The organism is Phaeobacter sp. CAU 1743, from assembly GCF_039839315.1.
Lineage (GTDB): Bacteria > Pseudomonadota > Alphaproteobacteria > Rhodobacterales > Rhodobacteraceae > Phycobacter > Phycobacter gallaeciensis_A.
Map to the genome: position 1 here is coordinate 48,828 of NZ_JBDOQR010000021.1, position 20,140 is coordinate 68,967.

A 20,140-nucleotide genomic window follows, 5' to 3' on the forward strand; every position below is an offset into this window, starting at 1 on the left:
ATGACACCGAGCCAGGACACCCGCTGGAGTGTGATCCTTCTGATTTGGGGCGCTGGCCTTGGCGCTGCAGCGCAATATGGCAAGGTGAGCGTGGTCTTCGCTGAGATGGCCGAGCTGTTTCCGGATGCGGGCAGCGCCATCGGATTCACGGTCTCGCTGGTTGGGTTCCTCGGGATCGGGCTGGGTGTCATTGCGGGCATGGTGGTGGCCTCTTTCGGCTTCCGTCGCACGCTTGTGGCGGCCCTGGCCAGCGGCGCTGCGATGTCCGCCCTGCAAAGCCTAGATCTGCCTTTCTCGCTGTTTCTGGCCACCCGCGTGATCGAAGGCCTGTCGCATCTGGGCGTGGTGGTGGCGGCACCGACCCTGATTGCCCAGATCAGTTCCAATCGGCACCGGGGCGCGGCGCTGACGCTGTGGAGCACGTTTTTCGCGGTAGCCTTTGCGTTCCTTTCGTGGTTTGGCGTTCCGCTGGCACGGATGGCTGGGGTTCAGGCGCTGTTTGCCACCCACGCCGTGATCATGGCAGCGCTGGCTTTGTTGCTGCTGCGGGTGCTGCGCGATGTGCCGGTGCCGCCGCGCCAGCCGCTACCCCGGTTCGCCGATCTACCGCGTCTGCATCTGGAGATTTTCCGCTCTCCCTGGCTGGCGGCACCTGCGGCTGGCTGGCTGTTCTACACCATCTGTTTCGTTGCGATCCTGACCGTCCTGCCGCCCTATCTGGCGCCGCAGGTGCGTGGCTTTGTGATGGGTGCGATGCCGCTGACCAGCATCGCAGTGTCGATGACGCTGGGGGTGTTCCTGCTGCGGCGGATCCATGCCGTGCCATTGATCCAGGCGGGCTTTGCGCTCAGCGCGCTGGCGCTGGTTTGGATGTGGGCCGATCCCGGTGCGCCGCTGGCCTGTCTGGCGCTGGCCGGGGCGCTAGGGCTGGTGCAGGGACCGAGTTTTGCCTCGGTGGCGCAACTCAATTCCGGGGCGGTCGATCAGGCCAGCTCCAATGGCGCCCTCGCCATGGCCGGCAATCTTGGCAATACCATCGGCACGCCGCTGATGGTCTGGGTGCTGGGGCTGGCGGGCTATAATGGCATGATCGTGACCGGCGTCATTGTGTTCATCTGCGGATGTTTGGTGCATGGCTGGCTGGCGGCACTGCGCAGAAAATCAAATGTTCGCTGAACGTTCTCGATTTTGGGTTGGAGACTCGGAAAGCTTTGCCTATCTGTAGGGTCGGGCGACCGGTGCAGGCCGGGGCGCGGATAACGGGGGTTCCATGGCTGAGCTGAAGTCCATCGAGGTGCGCGGCGCGCGCGAACACAACCTGAAAAACATCGACGTGGACATTCCGCGCGACGAATTGGTGGTGATCACCGGCCTTAGCGGCTCGGGCAAGTCGTCGCTCGCCTTTGATACCATCTATGCCGAAGGGCAGCGCCGCTATGTGGAATCGCTCTCGGCCTATGCGCGCCAGTTCCTCGACATGATGGAAAAGCCCGATGTGGATCACATCAGCGGCCTATCTCCGGCGATCTCCATCGAGCAGAAGACCACCTCGAAAAACCCGCGGTCTACCGTCGGCACCGTGACCGAAATCTACGACTACCTGCGCCTGTTGTTCGCGCGGGCAGGGACGCCCTATAGCCCCGCGACCGGCTTGCCGATCGAGGCACAGCAGGTGCAGGATATGGTCGACCGTGTCATGGCGCTGGAGGAGGGCACGCGCGGCTACCTGCTGGCGCCCATCGTGCGGGATCGCAAGGGCGAGTACAAAAAGGAATTTCTTGAACTTCGGAAGCAGGGCTTCCAGCGGGTCAAGGTGGACGGCGAATTCTATGAGCTGGACGAACCGCCGACGCTGGACAAGAAGTTCCGCCATGACATCGACGTTGTAGTTGATCGGATCGTTGTGCGCGAAGGGCTGGAAACCCGGCTGGCGGACAGCTTGCGCACCGCGCTGGATCTGGCGGATGGCATAGCCATTCTGGAAACGGCTCCGCGTGAAGGCGATCCCGAACGGATCACCTTCTCGGAAAACTTTGCCTGCCCGGTCAGTGGCTTCACCATCCCCGAGATCGAGCCGCGCCTGTTCTCCTTTAACGCGCCCTTTGGGGCCTGTCCGGAATGTGACGGGCTGGGAATGGAGCTGTTCTTTGACGAACGTCTGGTGGTGCCGGATCAGAGCCTCAAGGTTTATGACGGTGCGCTGGCGCCCTGGCGCAAGGGAAAATCTCCCTATTTCCTGCAAACCATCGAGGCGATTGCCAAGCACTATGAGTTCGACAAGAACACGCCGTGGAAGGATTTGCCTGCCCATGTGAAGCAGGTGTTCCTTTATGGCTCGGGCGATGAGGAAATCCCGTTCCGCTATGACGAAGGCGGCCGGGTTTACAACGTGACCCGTGTTTTCGAAGGCGTCATTCCCAATATGGAACGCCGCTATCGCGAGACGGACAGCAATTGGATCCGCGAAGAATTCGAACGCTACCAGAATAATCGCCCCTGCGGTGCTTGTGGCGGCTACCGCCTGCGGGAAGAGGCGCTGGCGGTGCGGATCGCCGATATCCACGTCGGTCAGGTGGTGCAGAAATCCATCCGCGAGGCACTTGCCTGGATCGAGGAGGTGCCGGATCACCTCAGCACCCAGAAACAGGAAATCGCCCGCGCCATCGTCAAGGAAATCCGCGAACGGCTGGGTTTCCTCAACAACGTCGGCCTTGAATACCTAACGCTCAGCCGGAATTCCGGCACGCTCTCGGGCGGCGAGAGCCAGCGGATCCGACTGGCCAGCCAGATTGGTTCAGGCTTGACCGGGGTCCTGTATGTTCTGGATGAGCCGTCCATTGGCCTGCATCAGCGCGACAACGACCGGCTGATAACGACCCTGAAAAACCTGCGTGATCAGGGCAATACGGTGATCGTGGTCGAGCATGACGAGGATATGATCCGTCAGGCCGACTATGTGTTCGATATCGGCCCCGGTGCCGGGGTGCATGGCGGGCAGGTGGTGAGCCACGGCACGCCGCAGCAGATCGCTGCCGATGCGGCTTCGGTCACCGGGCAGTATTTGTCAGGCGTGCGGGAAATCGAAATCCCTGCCAAACGGCGCAAGGGCAACAAGAAGAAAATCAAAGTGGTCAAGGCGACCGGCAACAACCTGAAAGAGGTGACTGCAGAATTCCCGCTTGGCAAATTCGTCTGCGTGTCCGGCGTATCCGGGGGCGGTAAATCCACCCTGACGATTGAAACCCTGTTCAAGACCGCCTCGATGCGCCTCAATGGTGCGCGGCAGACCCCGGCGCCGTGTGAGACCATCAAGGGGCTGGAGCACCTGGACAAGGTGATCGACATCGATCAGCGCCCCATCGGGCGCACACCGCGTTCTAACCCGGCGACCTATACCGGTGCCTTTACCCCGATCCGCGACTGGTTCGCGGGCCTGCCCGAGGCCAAGACGCGCGGCTATAAACCGGGGCGTTTCTCCTTCAACGTCAAGGGGGGGCGCTGCGAGGCCTGCCAGGGGGATGGCGTCATCAAGATCGAGATGCACTTCCTGCCGGATGTCTACGTGGAATGCGAAACCTGCAAGGGCAAGCGCTATAACCGCGAAACACTTGAAGTCACCTTCAAAGGCAAGAGCATCGCGGATGTGCTGGATATGACCGTGGAAGAGGCGCAGCAGTTCTTTGCCGCCGTGCCGTCGATCCGTGACAAGATGGATGCGCTGATGCGGGTTGGCCTTGGCTATATCAAGGTGGGCCAGCAAGCGACCACCCTGTCAGGCGGTGAGGCGCAGCGGGTGAAGCTGTCCAAGGAGCTGTCGAAACGCTCCACTGGTCGGACACTCTATATCTTGGACGAACCCACCACCGGTCTGCATTTCGAAGACGTGAAAAAACTGCTCGAAGTGCTGCACGAGTTGGTGGATCAGGGGAATTCGGTGGTGGTGATCGAACACAACCTCGACGTCATCAAGACCGCTGACCATATCATCGATATCGGACCCGAAGGCGGTGATGGTGGCGGGGAAATCGTCGCCACCGGCACGCCGGAACAGGTGGCCGCAGAACCGCGCAGCCATACGGGGCGTTATCTGAAACCGATGCTGGAGCAAGCGGGCAGGGTGGCTGCCGAGTAAGGCAGCCTCTCCCTGTGGGCGCGGCTCAGACTATTCCAGGATGTCTGCAACCGCACCGATCAGGTTCAGAACCTTGCGGGTTTCAGGATCGACCCGATAGAGATAGCCGTCGCTGCGGTAATAGGTGTACCTCGGGTCCAGCCTGTACCGCTTGGGGTCGCGCAGAATGATGTAGTTCATCAGCCTGTCCCCCACCGCGTACGGGCCGCGGTGCTTGCCCACCTGACCCGGGGGCACGCAGGGAACTGATTTCTTGGCCAGCCCCGGCGGGCAGCCCTTTGGCGCGGCGAAACTGGCAGCGGGGAGGCTGAGGCCGAGAATGACAGCAGTGATGATGAAACGCATGACGCTCCTTTCCTGTGCTTTGTGCCAACCGTTGATTGGCGGTCAGCGCAAAGGATAGCGCGCCAAGCCGGTGCCTTCCTTGCGAAACCATCTGGGCGCAGCTGTTCAGCCTGATCTTGCCGATTGGCCGGATCAAAGCGGCAGATTGCAGCCAAATCCGGGTGACCAGTCGACCAAATCCCCAGCGGTCGCTATTTCTTCATCGGGCAGGTATTGACGCCAAGGATGGAATACAGAGGGCAGGTCCCGAGCAGACCCGTCACCAGCGGCACCACGCCGATCCACATCCACCAGCCATAGCCCATCAGCGCACCTACGATCAGCAATGCGCCGATGACGATGCGCAGGATCTTGTCCAGACCCCCAACGTTGTTTGCAAACATGGCATGTCCTTTCCTCGTTATGGGCAGAGAATACCCGGCGTCAGGACGGTCGAACATGATGTGGGTCAATGAAAAGGGGCGGCACCATCCGGCCCGCCCCTGTTTCTGATCGGCAACTGATCTGTTGCTGTGCCTTAGTCGCGGCTGCGTTTTTCGAACCGGGGCAGCATGGCCGAGAAATCCATGCCCATGCCGTCCTCGTTCTCGACGAATTGCGCATAAAGCGCCTGTGCGAGCTGGCCCATCGGTGTATCCGCATCGGCGCTGTCTGCAGCTTGCTGCGACAAGCGCAGGTCCTTCAGCATCAGCTCGGCCGCGAAACCGGGCTTGTAATCGTTGTCGGCGGGCGATTGCGGGCCGACGCCCGGCGCCGGGCAATAGGCGTTCATGGTCCAGCTGTAGCCCGAGGAGGTGGAGACCACATCGAACATTTTCTGCGGGTCCAGCCCCAGCTTGTCGGCGAGTGCAAAGGCTTCGCAGGTGGCGATCATGGTGACGCCTAGGATCATGTTGTTGCAGATCTTGGCTGCCTGTCCGGCGCCCGCATCGCCGCAATGCACGGCCTTCTGCCCCATGATGTCAAACAGCGGCTTTGCCTTCTCGAAGGCCTCAGCCGAGCCGCCGGCCATGAAGGTCAGCGTACCGCCCGCGGCGCCGCCGATGCCGCCCGAAACCGGCGCATCCACGGGCAACAGGCCTGCCGCGGCGGCTTGCTCTGCTACGGCGCGGGCGGAATCCACGTCCACGGTAGAGCAGTCCACGAAGGCCGCGCCCGCTTTCATCGCCGGGATGATCTCATCCGCAACGCTGCGCAGGATCTGGCCGTTGGGCAGCATGGTGATGACCACGTCGGCGTCCTTGGCGGCTTCGGCCCCGGATGGGGCCATGGTGACGCCCTCGACCTTGACCTCTGCCATGTCAAAGCCGGTGACATTATGGCCTGCAGCGGCAAGGTTGGCCGCCATCGGGCCGCCCATATTGCCAAGGCCGATAAATCCGATCTTCATGGGTTACTCCTCCTCAAATGTCAGTGCGTCTGCGCCCAGCGGCATCAGCATCTGGCTGACGGCAACGGCTGGCACGGAGCGGTCCGCGTATTGCCACTTGGGCTGGCGGTCCTTGTCAATGATCTGGGCCCGGATGCCTTCCAGAAAATCGCCTTTTTCCATCGACCGGTAGGTAAAGCGATACTCCAGATCCAGCGCCTTGCGGATGGTCAGGGTCGCGCCCCGCAGCCGGTGCAGGATTTCCACGGTCGCGGCCATAGACAGCGGCGAATTGCGCATCAGCGGCTTTTGGGCGGTGGCGGCGAACTCCGAGCCGTCCTGTTCAAGGACGGTCAGGATGTCATTCAGGGTTTCCCCGGCAAACAGCCGGTCGATATCACCCTGCATGGCCTCCAGTGTGCCATCGGGCGCGGCCTCGGCGGCGTTGGCCAGAATATCAGGGTTGCCGTCCTGCTCCAGCGCGGTGATTAGCCCGGGCCATTTCTCCTGCGGGATATAGTGGTCGGCAAAACCGGCGTAGATCGCGTCGGCGGCCTTCATCCGGCCCGCAGTCAGACCGAGGTATTCGCCTAATCGCCCCGGCGCCAGCGCCAGGATCAGCGTGCCGCCCACGTCGGGGATCAGGCCGATGCCAGTCTCGGGCATGGAGATCTGGCTGCTCTCGCAGACGATCCGATGAGTGCCGTGGCAGCCGATGCCGACGCCGCCGCCCATGGTGAAGCCTTGCAGGAAGCTGACCACAGGTTTCGGGTATTCAAAGATCCGCGCGTTCAGGCGGTATTCGTCGCGCCAGAAGGTGCGCCCATAGCCGTAATCGCCCTTGGTGCCGGTGGCATAAAGCTCGGCAATGTCACCACCCGCGCAAAAGGCCTTTTCGCCGCTTGCGTCGATGACGACGATTTTGACCGCATCATTGGTTGCCCAGTCTTTCAGCGCCGCATCAATTGCCATGCACATGTCATAGGACAGAGCGTTCAGGGCCTTTTCGCGGGTGAGGGTGATCCGGCCTGCGCAGCCGGTCACGCGAATGTCGATATCGCTCATCCCAGACCTCAGCGATTTTCAGACAGCATGTGGCGGGCCACGATCACGCGCATGATCTCGTTGGTGCCCTCAAGGATCTGGTGCACCCGCAGATCGCGGACCAGTTTCTCGATGCCGTAATCCGCGAGGTAGCCATAGCCGCCGTGCAGCTGCAGGCACTGATCGACGATCTTCGATCCCGCTTCGGTGACGAATTTCTTGGCCATGGCGCAGAACTTGGTCGCATCCGGCGCGCCCTGATCCAGCTTCCAGGCCGCTTGACGCAGGAAAGTACGTGCGGCCTGCAGTTCGATCTCCATATCCGCAAGGCGGAACTGAAGGCCCTGGAACTGGTCGATCGACTGGCCAAAGGCTTTGCGCTCGCTCATGTATTGCAGGGTCATGTTGAGCGCGGTCTGCGCAGCACCGAGCGAGCAAGACGCAATGTTCAGGCGTCCGCCATCAAGGCCCATCATGGCGTATTTGAAGCCCTTGCCTTCTTCGCCGACAAGGTTGTTCGCGGGGATCTTGCAATCGTCGAACTGAACCTGCGCGGTCGGCTGGCTCTTCCATCCCATCTTGTCCTCAAGCCCACCAAAGGACAGGCCCGGCGTGCCGTCTTCGACATAGACGGTGGAAATCCCCTTGGGACCATCCTCGCCGGTGCGGACCATGCAGACATAGGCGTCGGAATAGCCGCCGCCCGAGATGAAGGCCTTGGTGCCATTCAGGGTGTAGCCTTCGTTGGTCTTTTCAGCGCGGGTTTTCAGTGCGGCCGCGTCGGAACCGGAACCGGGTTCCGTCAGGCAGTAGGAGAGCACCGTGTTGAGGGTCAGAACGTCGGGCATCACGCGGGCCTTCATTTCGTCGCTGGCAAAGGTGTCCAGCATCTTGGCGCACATGTTGTGGATCGACAGGAAGGCCGCGACCGAGGGGCAGGCCATCGACAGCGCCTCAAACACCAGCGTGGCGTCAAGACGCGTCAGAGCGGATCCGCCGCCTTCTTCGCTGACGTAAAGACCACCAAAGCCCAACTCACCGACCTTGGGCCAAAGATCCTTGGGAATGGTGCCTTCAGCTTCCCACTGGCGGGCAAAGGGGGCGATGTTGTCCTGACCAAAGGCATGAGCCATGTCAAAAATGGCGGTCTGTTCTTCTGTCAAAGCGAAATCCACGTCGTGTCCTCCCTGGCGCGGTGTGAATTGAACGGTTGTTTATTTACTTATCCGCAGGCGCCTCTCAGAGCAAGCTGTGCAATTGCAAAGCCATGCTGCAGGAATGGCGGCGGCACCTTCTGAAATAGAATAAGGCCGGGAAAACCCAGCCTTATTGCTTTGCGAAAAATCGCTGCCTTCGTTCAGAGAATGCGCACCTGCGTTCCGATCTCAACCAGTTCGTAGAGCTCCTCGACGTGCTGGTTATAAAGACCGATACAGCCGGAGGAGCTTTGGCGGCCAATCTTGCGGGTGTCATGGGTGCCATGCACCAGATAGGCCGGCCAGGTCAGATACATGGCGCGGGTGCCCAGGGGGTTGCCCGGACCGCCTTCCATATACCGGGGCAGAGTGGGGTCACGTTCGCGCATATTGGCGGTCGGGGTCCAGCCAGGATTCTTTGCCTTGCGCACGACCTTGGTATAGCCGCGCTTGGTCAGCTCGTCGCTCATCGGCACGGAAGAGGGGAAAAGACGGTAACTTTCGCCGTCCCCGCCCCAGTAATGCACCGCACGCGAGGCAACATCCGCCAGCAGGCAGCCCACACCTAGCTCGTCGAAATGATCCTGCCAGTTTTGCTGCGTAAAGGCCGAGATGTTCCTTTTTACCGCTGTCTGATCGCGGATCGGTGCCTCATCGGCGGGGAAGGCATCAGTGGATTGCGCGCGTAGGAGTGTCGGGGTCGCCAAAGCCCCTGCCAGCCCAAGGATTGTGCTCCGGCGGGTGATCCGTTGTGTCATGGTGCCTCCTGTATTCTGTTTCGAAACTGCTCGGTTTCGTTCGGGGTCTGTCCGGGAACATATTCACTTCAGCGAATTTGGCCAGTGGTTTCCGGAGGGTTTTGGTGGCCTCACGAATTTGTGTTCATGCGGTCCGGGGCCTGGCGCAAAAATTGCTTGCCGCTGCCCGATATCGCGGCACTCCCCTGGAGGAAAGCAAAAAACAAAGCCCCGGCGTTTCGGCCAGGGCTTTGCATGTCGGTATGAGATCCTAGATCAGTCCATTGGCTTGAAGTTGAACTCGCCGCCTTCGCGAATGCCCGAGGGCCAGCGCGAGGTGATGGTCTTGGTCCGGGTGTAGAACTTGAAGGCGTCCGGGCCGTGCTGGTTCAGGTCGCCGAATGCGGATTTCTTCCAGCCACCAAAGGTGTGATAGGCCAGCGGAACCGGGATCGGCACGTTGATGCCGACCATGCCGATGTTGATCCGGTTGGCAAAATCGCGCGCGGTGTCGCCGTCGCGGGTAAAGATCGCGGTGCCGTTGCCGTACTCGTGGTCCATGGCATAGCCAAGCGCCTCTTCGTAGGTCTTGGCGCGCACGGTGGACAGAACCGGGCCAAAGATCTCTTTCTTGTAGATATCCATGTCGGTGGTGACGTTGTCGAACAGGTGCGGGCCGACAAAGAAGCCGTCTTCATAACCCTGCAGGTTGAAGTCACGACCATCGACCACCAGCTTTGCGCCTTGCTCGACACCGGATTCTACCAGCCGCAGGATGTTGTCCTTGGCGGCGGCGGTGACAACGGGACCATAGTCCACATCGTTGCCTGCGGTGTAGGGGCCGACTTTCAGCTTTTCGATACGCGGAACCAGCTTGTCGATCAGGCGGTCGGCGGTTTCTTCACCGACGGGAACCGCAACCGAGATTGCCATGCAGCGTTCACCAGCAGCACCGTAGCCTGCGCCGATCAGCGCGTCTGCGGCCTGATCCATGTCCGCATCGGGCATAATGATCATGTGGTTCTTGGCGCCGCCAAAGCACTGTACGCGCTTACCTTGCGCACAGCCGGTACCGTAGATGTATTCGGCAATCGGGGTGGAACCCACGAAACCAACCGACTGGATGGTGTCGTTGTAAAGGATCGCGTCCACGGCTTCCTTGTCGCCGTTGACGACCTGCAGGATGCCCTTGGGCAGACCGGCTTCTTCCATCAGTTCTGCCAGCATCAGCGGAACGGAGGGATCACGCTCGGACGGTTTCAGGATGAAGGCGTTGCCGCAGGCGATGGCCGGGGCAAACATCCACATCGGGATCATCGCCGGGAAGTTGAACGGGGTGATACCCGCGGTGACGCCCAGGGCCTGACGCATGGAGTACATGTCGATGCCCGGCCCGGCGCTGTCGGTGTAGTCACCTTTCAGCAGTTCCGGCGCGCCGATGCAGTATTCGACCACTTCCAGACCACGCTGCACGTCACCGGCCGCATCGGGCAGGGTCTTACCGTGCTCGCGGCTCAGCGCTTCGGCCAGCTTCTCCATGTCGCGGTTCAGCAGGCCGACGAATTTCATCATGACGCGAGCGCGGCGCTGCGGGTTGACGGCGGCCCATGCGGGCTGTGCGGCGGCCGCGATGGCCACGGCCTGTTCCATCTCGTCCTTGGAGGCCAGCGGCACCTTGGCCTGCACTTCACCGGTTGCCGGGTTGAAGACATCTGCAAAACGGCCGGACGTGCCTTTGACGTGTTCGCCGTTGATATAATGGGTGAGTTCTTGCATCGGATTCCTCCCTATACGCTTTGGCGGCAACATAGACTTGCAAAAAACACCGGAAAAGGGGAAAGATTTCAAAAAGGCTTTGCAAGAACGCAAGTATCGATCGCAGGGCAAGAGCATAAGGTACAGGAACGTCGAGGAGGATCCCGGCATGGACCCACAATGGGATGATATGAAAGTGTTTCTCGCGGTCGCGCGCGAGGCCAGCCTGTCCGGTGCCGGGCGGGTGCTCAAGATGGACCCCGCGACCGTCGGGCGGCGTATCGCCCGGTTCGAGGCTGCATTGGACACCCCATTGTTCGTCAAATCCCCGCAGGGTTATGCGCTGAGCGCGGCTGGGGACAGGTTACTGACCCATGCAGAGACCGCCGAACAGGCGATGCGAGCCGGGCAGGAGGCGCTGAGCGGTCCCAGCGACACGCTGTCGGGGCAGATCCGCATCGGGGCGCCGGATGGCAGCGCCAATTATATCCTGCCGCAGGTTTGCGCCGCGATTGGCGCCGAAAACCCCGATCTCGATATCCAGATCGTTGCCTTGCCGCGGGTCATCAACCTGTCGCGCCGCGAGGCGGATATGGCCGTGACCGTCAGCGCGCCCACTGCCGGGCAGCTGCTGGTTCAGAAGATTACTGATTACAAACTTCATCTTGTAGGGTCGCGCCACTATCTGCGTGAGCACCCGCCGCTGGAAAAACTTGAGGATCTGAAGGGGCACCGGATGATCGGCTATATCCCGGACATGATCTTTGATCGGGAGCTGGACTACCTCAGCGATCTGGGGGTGGAGCGGGTGGCGCTGGCCTCCAACTCGGTCTCGGTACAAATCAAACTGGCAGCCGAGGGCACTGCGCTTTGTGTGGCGCATGATTTTTCACTGCCCGCGCATAGGGTCTTGCGCAAGGTGCTGACCGACAAGATCAGCCTGTCGCGCAGTTTCTATCTGGTGCGCCATCAGGGTGATCAGCGCAGCGAGCGTCTGAACCGGTTTGCGCAGGCGCTGTCCAAGGGGATCCGCGACGAGGTGGCGCGGCTGGAGGCACTGACCTGACGCTGGATCTGCTGCGGCTTTCCTGCCAAAGTGTCGCAGCTATTTCCAAAACTGACTGGACATGTTCTTGACTTGGATCTGCATTGCGGCAACGCTTGTATTTACGCAAGAAAATTACGAGTGAAGGAGAGTTCATGCTGGTTCAATCGATTTTGAAATCCAAGGCAAGCGCCGGGGTGGTAACGATTTCTCCTGAGGCTCCGGTTTCTGACGCGGCCAAGCTGTTGGCGGAGAAAGGCATCGGGACCGTGGTGGTGTCTTCCGACAATGAGACGGCTGAGGGGATCCTGTCCGAGCGCGATATCGTGCGTGAGCTGGGCAAAAGTGGGTCTGGCTGCCTGACCTGCAAAGTCAAGGACTACATGACCAGCAAGCTGGTGACCTGCACCAGCGAATCCAACGTCGAAGATATCCTGCAGCAGATGACCGAGGGCCGGTTCCGCCACATGCCTGTGGTCGAAGGCGGCAAGATGGTCGGGCTGATTTCGCTGGGCGATGTGGTCAAGGCCAAGCTGGCCGAAGTCGCGATGGAAAAGGACGCTCTGGAAGGCATGATCATGGGGCATTAAGCCTCGGCGAAATTTTCTTGCCAGATGACGTGCCGGAACAGGTGTTTCCGTATTTTCCCCCTCTTGTCAGGACAGGCGCAAATATGTTTGCGTGCGCGCGAGTTCTGAGGAGGCAGGAGGGCCCCCAATGCGTATAGGCTTGTACCCCGGCACATTTGATCCGATCACTTTGGGCCATATCGACATCATCCGCCGCGCCAGCGCATTGGTGGATAAACTGGTGATCGGTGTGGCGATCAACCGGGACAAGGGACCGCTTTTCGATCTGGAAGAGCGTGTTGCCATGATCGAGGCCGAATGTGCCTCCCTGTCAGAGGAAACCGGCACCGAGATCGTCGCGCACCCGTTCGAGAACCTGCTGATCCATTGCGCCCGCGATGTTGGCGCGCAGATCATCGTGCGGGGCCTGCGGGCGGTTGCGGACTTCGAGTATGAATTCCAGATGGTTGGTATGAACCGGGCCCTGGACAGCTCGATTGAAACGGTCTTCCTGATGGCCGAGGCGCGTCATCAGGCGATTGCCTCGAAACTGGTGAAGGAAATCGCGCGGCTGGATGGCGATGTGTCGAAATTCGTCACGCCCCAGGTCAACGACGAACTTCGCAAGCGGCTTTCGAAATAGGCCGGTCTAAAGTTTCCAGATAGGGCACGGGGCATTGCTCCGCCGCGAAATGACAAAGCCGGGCACCTCGCCCGGCTTTTCTATTGGGTCAATGGGTCAAATGCGGTGCAGCGGGCGACGCGCGCCTTAGCGCCAGAACGCAACCCAGTCGATCAGTTCGAACAGCTTCTTGCCGAGAAACACCATGTGTTCGCTGCCGAACAGCGCCACGTCGATGGCGATGGCGGCTGTCAGGATAATCCCCATGACAATAGCAATTTGATTGGTCATAGCTGTCCGCCAAAAAGAAACGCCCGGTCAGATATGCCTGACCGGGCGCTAAATCTCAAGTCCGTGACGGGGCTTAGCTAAGGCGGCCCATCGCGGTTGCCACGTCAGCCATACGTACCGAGAAGCCCCATTCGTTGTCGTACCAGCACAGGACGCGCACCATGCGGCCTTCGACCACGCGGGTCTGATCCGGTGCGAAGATTGAGCTTTCGCTGGAGTGGTTGAAGTCGGTGGAGACCAGCGGCGCGGGCTCATAGCCCAGAACACCGGCCATCGAACCCTTGGAGGCTTCGGCGACCAGCGCGTTGATTTCCTCGGCGGTCACTTCCTTGGCAGCGCGGAAGGTCAGGTCCACGGCGGAGACATTCGGCGTGGGCACGCGGATGGCTGAACCGTCCAAGCGGCCTTTGAGGTTGGGAAGAACCTCACCCAGAGCCTTGGCTGCGCCGGTGGAGGTGGGGATCATCGACATGGCTGCCGCGCGGGCGCGGTACAGATCCTTGTGGCGGCGGTCCAGCGTCGGCTGGTCGCCGGTATAGGCGTGGATCGTGGTCATGATGCCGCTTTCGATGCCGACACCTTCGTCCAGAACCTTGGCGATCGGGGCTAGGCAGTTGGTGGTGCAGGAACCGTTCGACACCATGCGGTCCTCGGCGGTCAGTTGGTCGCTGTTGACGCCATAGACGATGGTCTTGTCAACGTTTTTGCCGGGGGCGGAGAGCAGCACCTTGCCTGCGCCGCGCTCCAGGTGCGCCTTGGCTTTTTCACCGTCATTAAATTTACCGGTGCATTCCAGAACGACATCGCAGCCGTCCCAGTCCAGTTCATTCATGTCGTAGGTCGAGAACATCTGCATGTCGCCGCGGCCAAGGTTCATGGTGCCGTCGCCGATGCTGACCTCGCCGGGGAAACGGCCATGCACGGAGTCGTATTTGATCAGATGCGCTGCGGTTTCCAGTGGACCGGTCGCGTTGACCTTGATCACTTCGATGTCGTCACGGCCCGAGGCCGCGATGTGTGACAGGGTGCAGCGGCCGATGCGGCCAAAACCGTTGATCCCGACTTTGATGGTCATTCCTGTGTCTCCTGGCGAGCAAAACTTGCGCCGGATATAGACCCGTTATGTAAATCCCTAAAGAGGCAAAAAGGCCGAAATGACAGCATGTTAGCGCAAAACTAGACCGGTGGCGTTAACGATTTTCGACCGGTGGCGATAACGATTTGGGCAGGCCGCCATGCGCCGGGAATCCCCTGACTGTCGTGCCCGGGCTTCGGCTTGCCTGTGCTGGTGGATCGGATAGGGTGCAAATAAAGGCAGGTTTACGAGGGGATGTTCGATGAGCGGTTTGCTGGCGCTGCTGGATGATGTGGCAGGCATTGCCAAGGTGGCAGCTGCCTCGGTCGACGATGTTGCGGCGCAAGCAGCCAAGGCGGGCGCCAAGGCAGCCGGTGCGGTGATCGACGATGCTGCGGTGACTCCGAAATACGTGCATGGCTTTGCCGCCGAACGCGAATTGCCGATCATCTGGAGGATCGCCAAGGGCTCGGTCAAGAACAAGCTGGTGATCCTGTTGCCCATCGGCCTGCTGCTGGCCAATCTGGCGCCTTGGCTAATTTCGCCGCTGTTGATGCTGGGCGGTGCCTATCTTTGTTTTGAAGGCGCCGAGAAGATCTATCATGCCCTTGTGCCCCATGACGAAACCCATGTCTTCCCCGAGGATAAGCCGGGCGATCCGGCGCATCTCGAAGAAGAAAAGGCCGCTGGTGCAATTAAGACCGATTTCATCCTTTCGGCTGAGATCATGACCATCGCCCTTTCGGCCATTCCGGAGGGAACGATCTGGATGGAGGCGGCGACGCTGGCGCTGGTGGGGCTTGGTATTACCGTGGCCGTCTATGGCTCGGTCGCGCTGATCGTGAAGGCCGACGATGTGGGGCTTTACATGGCGCAGAATGGGCGTCTGGGCCTGACGCAGGCGCTGGGGCGCGGTCTGGTCCACGCTATGCCCGGCTTCATGAAGCTGCTGACCATAGTGGGGACCGCTGCAATGCTCTGGGTGGGCGGTTCCATCGTTATTCACGGGCTGGAAGAGCTTGGCTTTGGCGGGTTGGGGCATCTGATCCACGACTGGGCCTACGCCATTGGTCACGCGGTGCCTGCAGGCTGGACCGGGGCAGTGGAATGGTCGGCAAAGGCCGCGATGGACGGGGTCTTTGGCGTGGCTCTGGGCATGGTGCTGATCCCTGTGGCGACCAAGGTGATTGCGCCGTTGTTGGCGGCGGTGACCGGCAAATCGCCTGCCGGACACTAGGATAGTGGAGCCGATGCAAGAACCGCTGCCATTGGTCGTGTTTTCCGATCTGGATGGGACGCTTCTGGATCATGACAGCTATTCCTGGCAGGCCGCTGTTCCCGCGCTTGATCGGCTGGCAGAAATGGGCGCGGCTGTGGTTCTGGCCAGCAGTAAGACCGCATTGGAAATAACTGTTTTACAACAGAAAATGGGTCTTTCGAACTGGCCCGCGATCGTTGAAAACGGCGCTGGTTTGCTGGGGCAGAACGACCTGCCGACCTATGGTGATCTGCGCGCGGCGCTGGATCGGATTCCAGATGACCTGCGCCAGAAGTTCCGGGGGTTTGGCGATATGTCCGTAGAGGAGATCGCAGAGATTACCGGCCTGCCGCAGGCAGATGCCGCCCGCGCGGCCGAGCGGATGTTTTCCGAACCGGGGATCTGGAGCGGCACCGACGCGGAGCGGGGAGAGTTTGAAACGGCGCTGGCGGATCTCGGTGTTTCGGCGCGATACGGCGGGCGGTTCCTGACCCTGTCCTTTGGCGGCACCAAGGCCGATCAGATGGCCGAGGTCCTGTCGCGCTATCCCGCCCGGCACACGGTGGCACTGGGGGACGCGCCCAACGATATCGAGATGCTGGAAGCCGCAGAATTCGGCGTCATCGTCGCCAATCCGCATCGTGCGGCATTGCCGCCCTTGGCCGCAGAGCGCACAGGCCGCATAATTCGTACAAAAGAGGCTGGGCCTTCGGGCTGGAACAGGGCCATGATGGACCTGTTGGACCGGCTCGAAACCAAGGCATAGGAACGGACATCCGCATGGTAGATTTTCATCAGAACGGGAATATCACGACGCTGCACAATCTGCGGACCCGATCGCTGGAGGAAATGAACTATGAGTTGGAAACCTTTGCCCAATCACGCAAAATTTCCCTAATCCTGCCCTGTCTCTATTCCGAGCTGGAAACTGAGGCGATGCCCAATATCGTGGCCGAGCTGTCCAAGGTCCGTTACCTGCACCGCATCGTGGTGGGGCTGGACCGGGCCGATGAGGCGCAGTTCCGCCATGCCCAGAAGTTCTTCAAGGATCTGAACCAGAACCACGTGGTGATCTGGAACGACAGCCCTCGGATGAAGGCGCTTGGCGCGCGGCTGGAGGCGATGGGTCTAGCCCCGACCGAGCAGGGTAAGGGCAAGAACGTCTGGTCGTCGCTTGGCTATCTGATGAGCTGCGAAGACAGCTCGGTCATGGCAATTCACGACTGCGATATCCTGACCTACACGAACGAGCTTTTGGCGCGGCTGGTTTACCCGGTGGCGAACCCCAACTTTCCCTATCAGGTGGCCAAAGGGTTTTATGCCCGCGTCGGGCAGGACCGGCTGAACGGGCGGGTCACGCGCCTTCTGGTCAGCCCGCTGCTGATCGCGCTTAAACGGGTGATCGGGGACCGCGACTACATCGATTACCTGCGCAGCTTCCGCTATCCCTTGTCCGGGGAATTCGCGATGCGCACCAGCATTCTGCCGGATCTGCGGATCCCCTCGGACTGGGGGCTGGAGATTGGAGTGCTCTCCGAGGCCTGGCGCAACCTGGCGCCCAAGGCCGTCTGTCAGGTGGAAATCGCCGATGCCTATGATCACAAACATCAGGAGCTGAGCCCGGAAGATGCAGAGGCGGGGCTGAACCGGATGTCCGTCGATATCTGCAAATCGATCTTCCGCAAACTGGCGGCGGATGGCACGGTCTTTACCACCAATGTCTTCCGCACCCTGAAAGCCACCTATTACCGCAGCGCGCTGGACCTGCTGGAGGCCTATTACGCCGATGCCAAGATGAATGGTCTCAGCATCGACCGCCACAGCGAGGAACGCTCGATCGAGCTCTTTGCCGAGAACATCATGCGGGCCGGGCAGTTCTTTCTCGATAACCCGCATGAGACGCCCTTCATCCCGACATGGAGCCGCGTGCATGCCGCAGACCCGGCCTTCCTGCGGGACATGCATGCCGCAGCGGCGCAGGACACGGCGGAATTTCAGTGATAATGCCGTCGTTGCAGGGCGTTAGTTGACGTTTGTAATCCAGCGGCACTGATAGGGCGCAAGGGTGATGGTGCCATCCATCATCGCCAGATGCTCGCCTGTCAGAATGTCGACCCAGGTGTCATCCTCGATCAGGTTCAGATGGTGGGATGGCAGTGCGATTTCATCCTTGCTGACGTTGTGCAAGGCAAACATGGACTGCCCGCGATCCAGGCTCTGCCGCCACAGGGTAAAGACCCGATCATCCCCGGAATTGAGCGTGAATTGCGTGGCATTAGGATGAAAGGCGGACTGCACCTTGCGCAGTTCCAGCCGCGCGCGCAATTCTCGCATCACGCGGGCCTGCAGGCTGGTTTCATCGTCCAGAAGGCCGCGCAGCTCGGTGTAATCCCAGCGGTGCCGATTGATCGCCCGGTTCATTCCCCGTTTCTCCACCGCCTCGTGATCGTTTGGCGTCGCCAGCAGGGAGTGAATATAGAAGGCGGGAATACCCTCCAGCGACATCACGATGGTCTGAGAGCAGATAAACCGTTCAAAATGAAAGGCATCCGGCCCGTCAAAGGTTTCTGTGAGCGCCTCGTAGAATGTGGTGTTCAGCTCATAAGGGGACTCACCACCGCAAGGCAGCGCCCGCATCGAAACCATCCCTCCCGCATGGCGGACCGTTTCGATCATCCGCGCCTGTTCCTCGTGGCTCAGCAATCCTTCGGCGGGGCGCATGCCGATGCCATCGTGGCTGGCGGTAAAGTTGAAATAGGCACAGCCCAGCGGCGCTGGTGGCATCGCCTTTTGCCACTGCACCAGATGGGTGGCATCCCCGGCCATCATCGCATGCAGGATCAGCGGCGGTAGCGGGAAGTTGTAGATCATATGCGCCTCATCACGGGCGCCGAAATAGCTGAGGTTTTCCGCTTTGGGCACGTTGGTTTCGGTGATCAGCACCACCTTTTCCGCAGTGTTGTCGCACAAAAGCCGGATCAGTTTGATGATCTCATGGGTCTGGGGCAGGTGGATTGAGGGGGTGCCGACCTCCTTCCACAGGAAGGCCACCGCGTCGAGCCGGATCATCCGCACGCCATTGTCCAGATGCAGGCGAATGATACGCAGGAATTCCAGCAGCACCTCCGGGTTGCGGAAATCCAGATCGATCTGGTCGTGTGAGAAGGTGCACCAGACGTGACGCGTGCCGTTGCTGGTCTCGACCTCCTGCAGCAGCGGCGTGGTGCGTGGGCGGACTACGGCGCTCAGATCATCCTCTGGACTGGCCTCGAAAAAGAATTTGTCATAGGGCGCCTGTCCTTGCCGGTAGGCGTTGAACCACGCGCCCTGGCTGGAGACATGGTTGAGCACCAGATCCGACATCAGGGTGAACTCATCCGCGATCCGGTTGATATCGCTCCAGTCACCCAGCTGCGGATTGACGCTGCAGAAATCCGACACCGCAAATCCATCATCCGAGGTATAGGGAAAGAACGGCAGGATATGCACGCTGTTGAGCCAGCCATCACAATAGCGGCGCAGGAAATCATTCAGCAGATCCAGCGGCTTGTGCTGCCCGTCCACGATGGAATTGCCATAGGTGATGACCAGCGCGTCCGCTTCGCTCCACATCCGGTTGCCCGGGGTGCGGGCACGTTTGCGGCGTTTGAACGGATCCGGCCAGAAGGCCTGGTTGATCTGCGTGGCAAGATTATCCGCGTTGAGACCGGGATAGATCCGCGCGATGCGGCTGCTGATCGCGCGATGTAGGGATCGGGTGGGTTCTGTCATGACAGGCAGTCAAACATGTTGCAGCCTGCAAGGCCAAGCCTATCCAGATTGGCAGGCCCGGAAAACAGGCGCGCCCTGCGCGGGGTGTCCAATTTTTCAGCAGCCCGTGTGCGATGTTTTGCGTGCGTGAAAATCGCCGTCAGGCAAAGTAATCCGGCGCCTTTTTCAGGTCGGGCCATTGGGTCGGGCAATGACCATAAATCACCATCGCATCGCGCACTGTGGCAAGGTCCAGCAGGCGACGGGCGCTTTGCGTGGCCAGCTGCGGATCAGGTGCGGTATCAAAGCCTTCATCAACCTCGGCCGGGCGGGAAATCGCATCTGAGGTCAGAAGTACATCGCCGCTCTCTGGCAGGGACAGCAGCGCCGCGATTTGCCCCGGTGCATGGCCGGGCGCCATCAGCAGCTCAAAGCCCGGTCCGATCTCGGTATCCTTGGTCAGCGTAAGGTAGCGACGGTCCGGCCAGTCCAGCGGGCGTTGGTTTCCCCAGTAAAGCGGTTGTTGCAGATCCCGTTCCCGTTTCGAAATCACCATCGGCGCCTGCGGGAAATCGGCGATGCCGCCGATATGGTCGATATGAGTGTGGGTCAGCACGAAGACATCGATGTCCTTGGGCTGCACGTCGACGAGGGCCAGCTGCGCGGCGGGCAGGTGGTGCGGCTGGCAATCAAGCACCTCGCCGAACTCATAAAGCCGATCCTCCTCGCTCGCCTGCGCAGGATCCGTGGCGTATTTGGCGGGAAACCCAGAAACGATCAGCACGTTCTCGCCCGCATCTGTCTGGATCAGATAGCCACAGATGCGTAACCGCTCCATTGTTACCACGGTGATTTGGCCTTGATGCGGTCGACCAGTTCAGCGTCATCGACGAAGTCTTCAAGGAACTCATGCCAGGTTTCGGTGGTTATACGGGCGTCGCCGATCATGTCC

The 20,140-nt window shown here is 60.5% G+C and carries 19 protein-coding genes; 8 read left to right on the forward strand and 11 right to left on the reverse strand.

All coding sequences use genetic code 11. The features are described 5' to 3' along the window. Both AAFO90_RS10345 and uvrA read left to right on the forward strand, forming a co-directional pair. On the forward strand, positions 1–1,176 hold the full coding sequence (locus AAFO90_RS10345) for an MFS transporter (RefSeq protein WP_274837127.1): 1,176 nt from the start codon (positions 1–3) through the stop codon (positions 1,174–1,176). Between the two features lie 94 nt (positions 1,177–1,270). Beyond that, positions 1,271–4,132, forward strand: coding sequence for an excinuclease ABC subunit UvrA (uvrA, locus tag AAFO90_RS10350; RefSeq protein ID WP_347509351.1), 2,862 nt, complete (start codon positions 1,271–1,273; stop codon positions 4,130–4,132). A gap of 30 nt (positions 4,133–4,162) precedes the next feature. On the opposite strand, the gene AAFO90_RS10355 is transcribed toward uvrA, so the two are convergent. The 7 genes from AAFO90_RS10355 to AAFO90_RS10385 form a co-directional block, all read right to left on the reverse strand. After that, positions 4,163–4,477: an excinuclease ABC subunit A gene (locus AAFO90_RS10355; RefSeq protein WP_274833718.1), complete on the reverse strand. Its 315-nt coding sequence runs from the start codon at positions 4,475–4,477 to the stop codon at positions 4,163–4,165. A gap of 191 nt (positions 4,478–4,668) precedes the next feature. Then, positions 4,669–4,860: a DUF2892 domain-containing protein gene (locus tag AAFO90_RS10360; RefSeq protein ID WP_065270379.1), complete on the reverse strand. Its 192-nt coding sequence runs from the start codon at positions 4,858–4,860 to the stop codon at positions 4,669–4,671. Positions 4,861–4,994: 134 nt separating this feature from the next. Beyond that, positions 4,995–5,867: a 3-hydroxyisobutyrate dehydrogenase gene (gene mmsB / locus AAFO90_RS10365; RefSeq protein ID WP_347509352.1), complete on the reverse strand. Its 873-nt coding sequence runs from the start codon at positions 5,865–5,867 to the stop codon at positions 4,995–4,997. 3 nt (positions 5,868–5,870) lie between these two features. Next, positions 5,871–6,911 (reverse strand): enoyl-CoA hydratase/isomerase family protein, encoded by a 1,041-nt coding sequence (locus AAFO90_RS10370; RefSeq protein WP_347509353.1) that lies wholly within the window; start codon positions 6,909–6,911, stop codon positions 5,871–5,873. Between the two features lie 8 nt (positions 6,912–6,919). Next, positions 6,920–8,065 carry an acyl-CoA dehydrogenase family protein gene (locus AAFO90_RS10375; RefSeq protein ID WP_274834238.1) on the reverse strand — a complete coding sequence of 382 codons (1,146 nt, stop codon included), beginning with the start codon at positions 8,063–8,065 and terminating at the stop codon, positions 6,920–6,922. Positions 8,066–8,247: 182 nt separating this feature from the next. After that, a complete protein-coding gene (locus tag AAFO90_RS10380; protein WP_065270374.1) occupies positions 8,248–8,844 on the reverse strand; it encodes a L,D-transpeptidase in 597 nt (198 codons plus the stop codon). A gap of 255 nt (positions 8,845–9,099) precedes the next feature. Then, positions 9,100–10,599, reverse strand: a complete 1,500-nt coding sequence (locus tag AAFO90_RS10385) for a CoA-acylating methylmalonate-semialdehyde dehydrogenase (protein WP_347509355.1) — start codon at positions 10,597–10,599, stop codon at positions 9,100–9,102. A gap of 148 nt (positions 10,600–10,747) precedes the next feature. Here AAFO90_RS10385 and AAFO90_RS10390 point away from each other — a divergent pair, with 148 nt between their 5' ends. From AAFO90_RS10390 to coaD, 3 genes are all read left to right on the forward strand, one after another. Beyond that, positions 10,748–11,644, forward strand: coding sequence for a LysR family transcriptional regulator (locus AAFO90_RS10390; protein WP_065270372.1), 897 nt, complete (start codon positions 10,748–10,750; stop codon positions 11,642–11,644). A 134-nt stretch (positions 11,645–11,778) separates the two neighbouring features. Continuing rightward, a complete protein-coding gene (locus AAFO90_RS10395; protein WP_274829256.1) occupies positions 11,779–12,213 on the forward strand; it encodes a CBS domain-containing protein in 435 nt (144 codons plus the stop codon). A 127-nt stretch (positions 12,214–12,340) separates the two neighbouring features. Then, entirely contained in the window at positions 12,341–12,835 is a 495-nt protein-coding gene (gene coaD, locus AAFO90_RS10400) for a pantetheine-phosphate adenylyltransferase (protein ID WP_065270370.1), read from the forward strand. 126 nt (positions 12,836–12,961) lie between these two features. Here the strand turns inward: coaD and AAFO90_RS10405 are convergent, their stop codons facing one another. Next, complete coding sequence (locus AAFO90_RS10405) at positions 12,962–13,105, reverse strand: hypothetical protein (protein ID WP_165832660.1); 144 nt, start codon at positions 13,103–13,105, stop codon at positions 12,962–12,964. A gap of 73 nt (positions 13,106–13,178) precedes the next feature. After that, the gene (gap, locus tag AAFO90_RS10410; RefSeq protein ID WP_347509356.1) at positions 13,179–14,180 is read right to left on the reverse strand and encodes a type I glyceraldehyde-3-phosphate dehydrogenase; all 1,002 of its coding nucleotides are present in this window, start codon (positions 14,178–14,180) and stop codon (positions 13,179–13,181) included. 262 nt (positions 14,181–14,442) lie between these two features. Here gap and AAFO90_RS10415 point away from each other — a divergent pair, with 262 nt between their 5' ends. Genes AAFO90_RS10415 through AAFO90_RS10425 form a run of 3 tightly spaced genes read left to right on the forward strand, consistent with a single transcriptional unit; the run spans position 14,443 to position 17,439 of the window. After that, positions 14,443–15,417 (forward strand): DUF808 domain-containing protein, encoded by a 975-nt coding sequence (locus AAFO90_RS10415; protein WP_274833702.1) that lies wholly within the window; start codon positions 14,443–14,445, stop codon positions 15,415–15,417. A gap of 13 nt (positions 15,418–15,430) precedes the next feature. Beyond that, a complete protein-coding gene (locus AAFO90_RS10420) occupies positions 15,431–16,204 on the forward strand; it encodes an HAD-IIB family hydrolase (protein ID WP_347509357.1) in 774 nt (257 codons plus the stop codon). Between the two features lie 14 nt (positions 16,205–16,218). Then, positions 16,219–17,439 carry a glycosyl transferase gene (locus AAFO90_RS10425; RefSeq protein ID WP_347509358.1) on the forward strand — a complete coding sequence of 407 codons (1,221 nt, stop codon included), beginning with the start codon at positions 16,219–16,221 and terminating at the stop codon, positions 17,437–17,439. 21 nt (positions 17,440–17,460) lie between these two features. On the opposite strand, the gene AAFO90_RS10430 is transcribed toward AAFO90_RS10425, so the two are convergent. Both AAFO90_RS10430 and AAFO90_RS10435 read right to left on the reverse strand, forming a co-directional pair. Then, entirely contained in the window at positions 17,461–19,209 is a 1,749-nt protein-coding gene (locus AAFO90_RS10430) for a sugar phosphorylase (RefSeq protein WP_347509359.1), read from the reverse strand. Positions 19,210–19,348: 139 nt separating this feature from the next. Then, on the reverse strand, positions 19,349–20,026 hold the full coding sequence (locus AAFO90_RS10435; RefSeq protein WP_347509362.1) for an MBL fold metallo-hydrolase: 678 nt from the start codon (positions 20,024–20,026) through the stop codon (positions 19,349–19,351). Positions 20,027–20,140 lie beyond the last annotated feature (114 nt).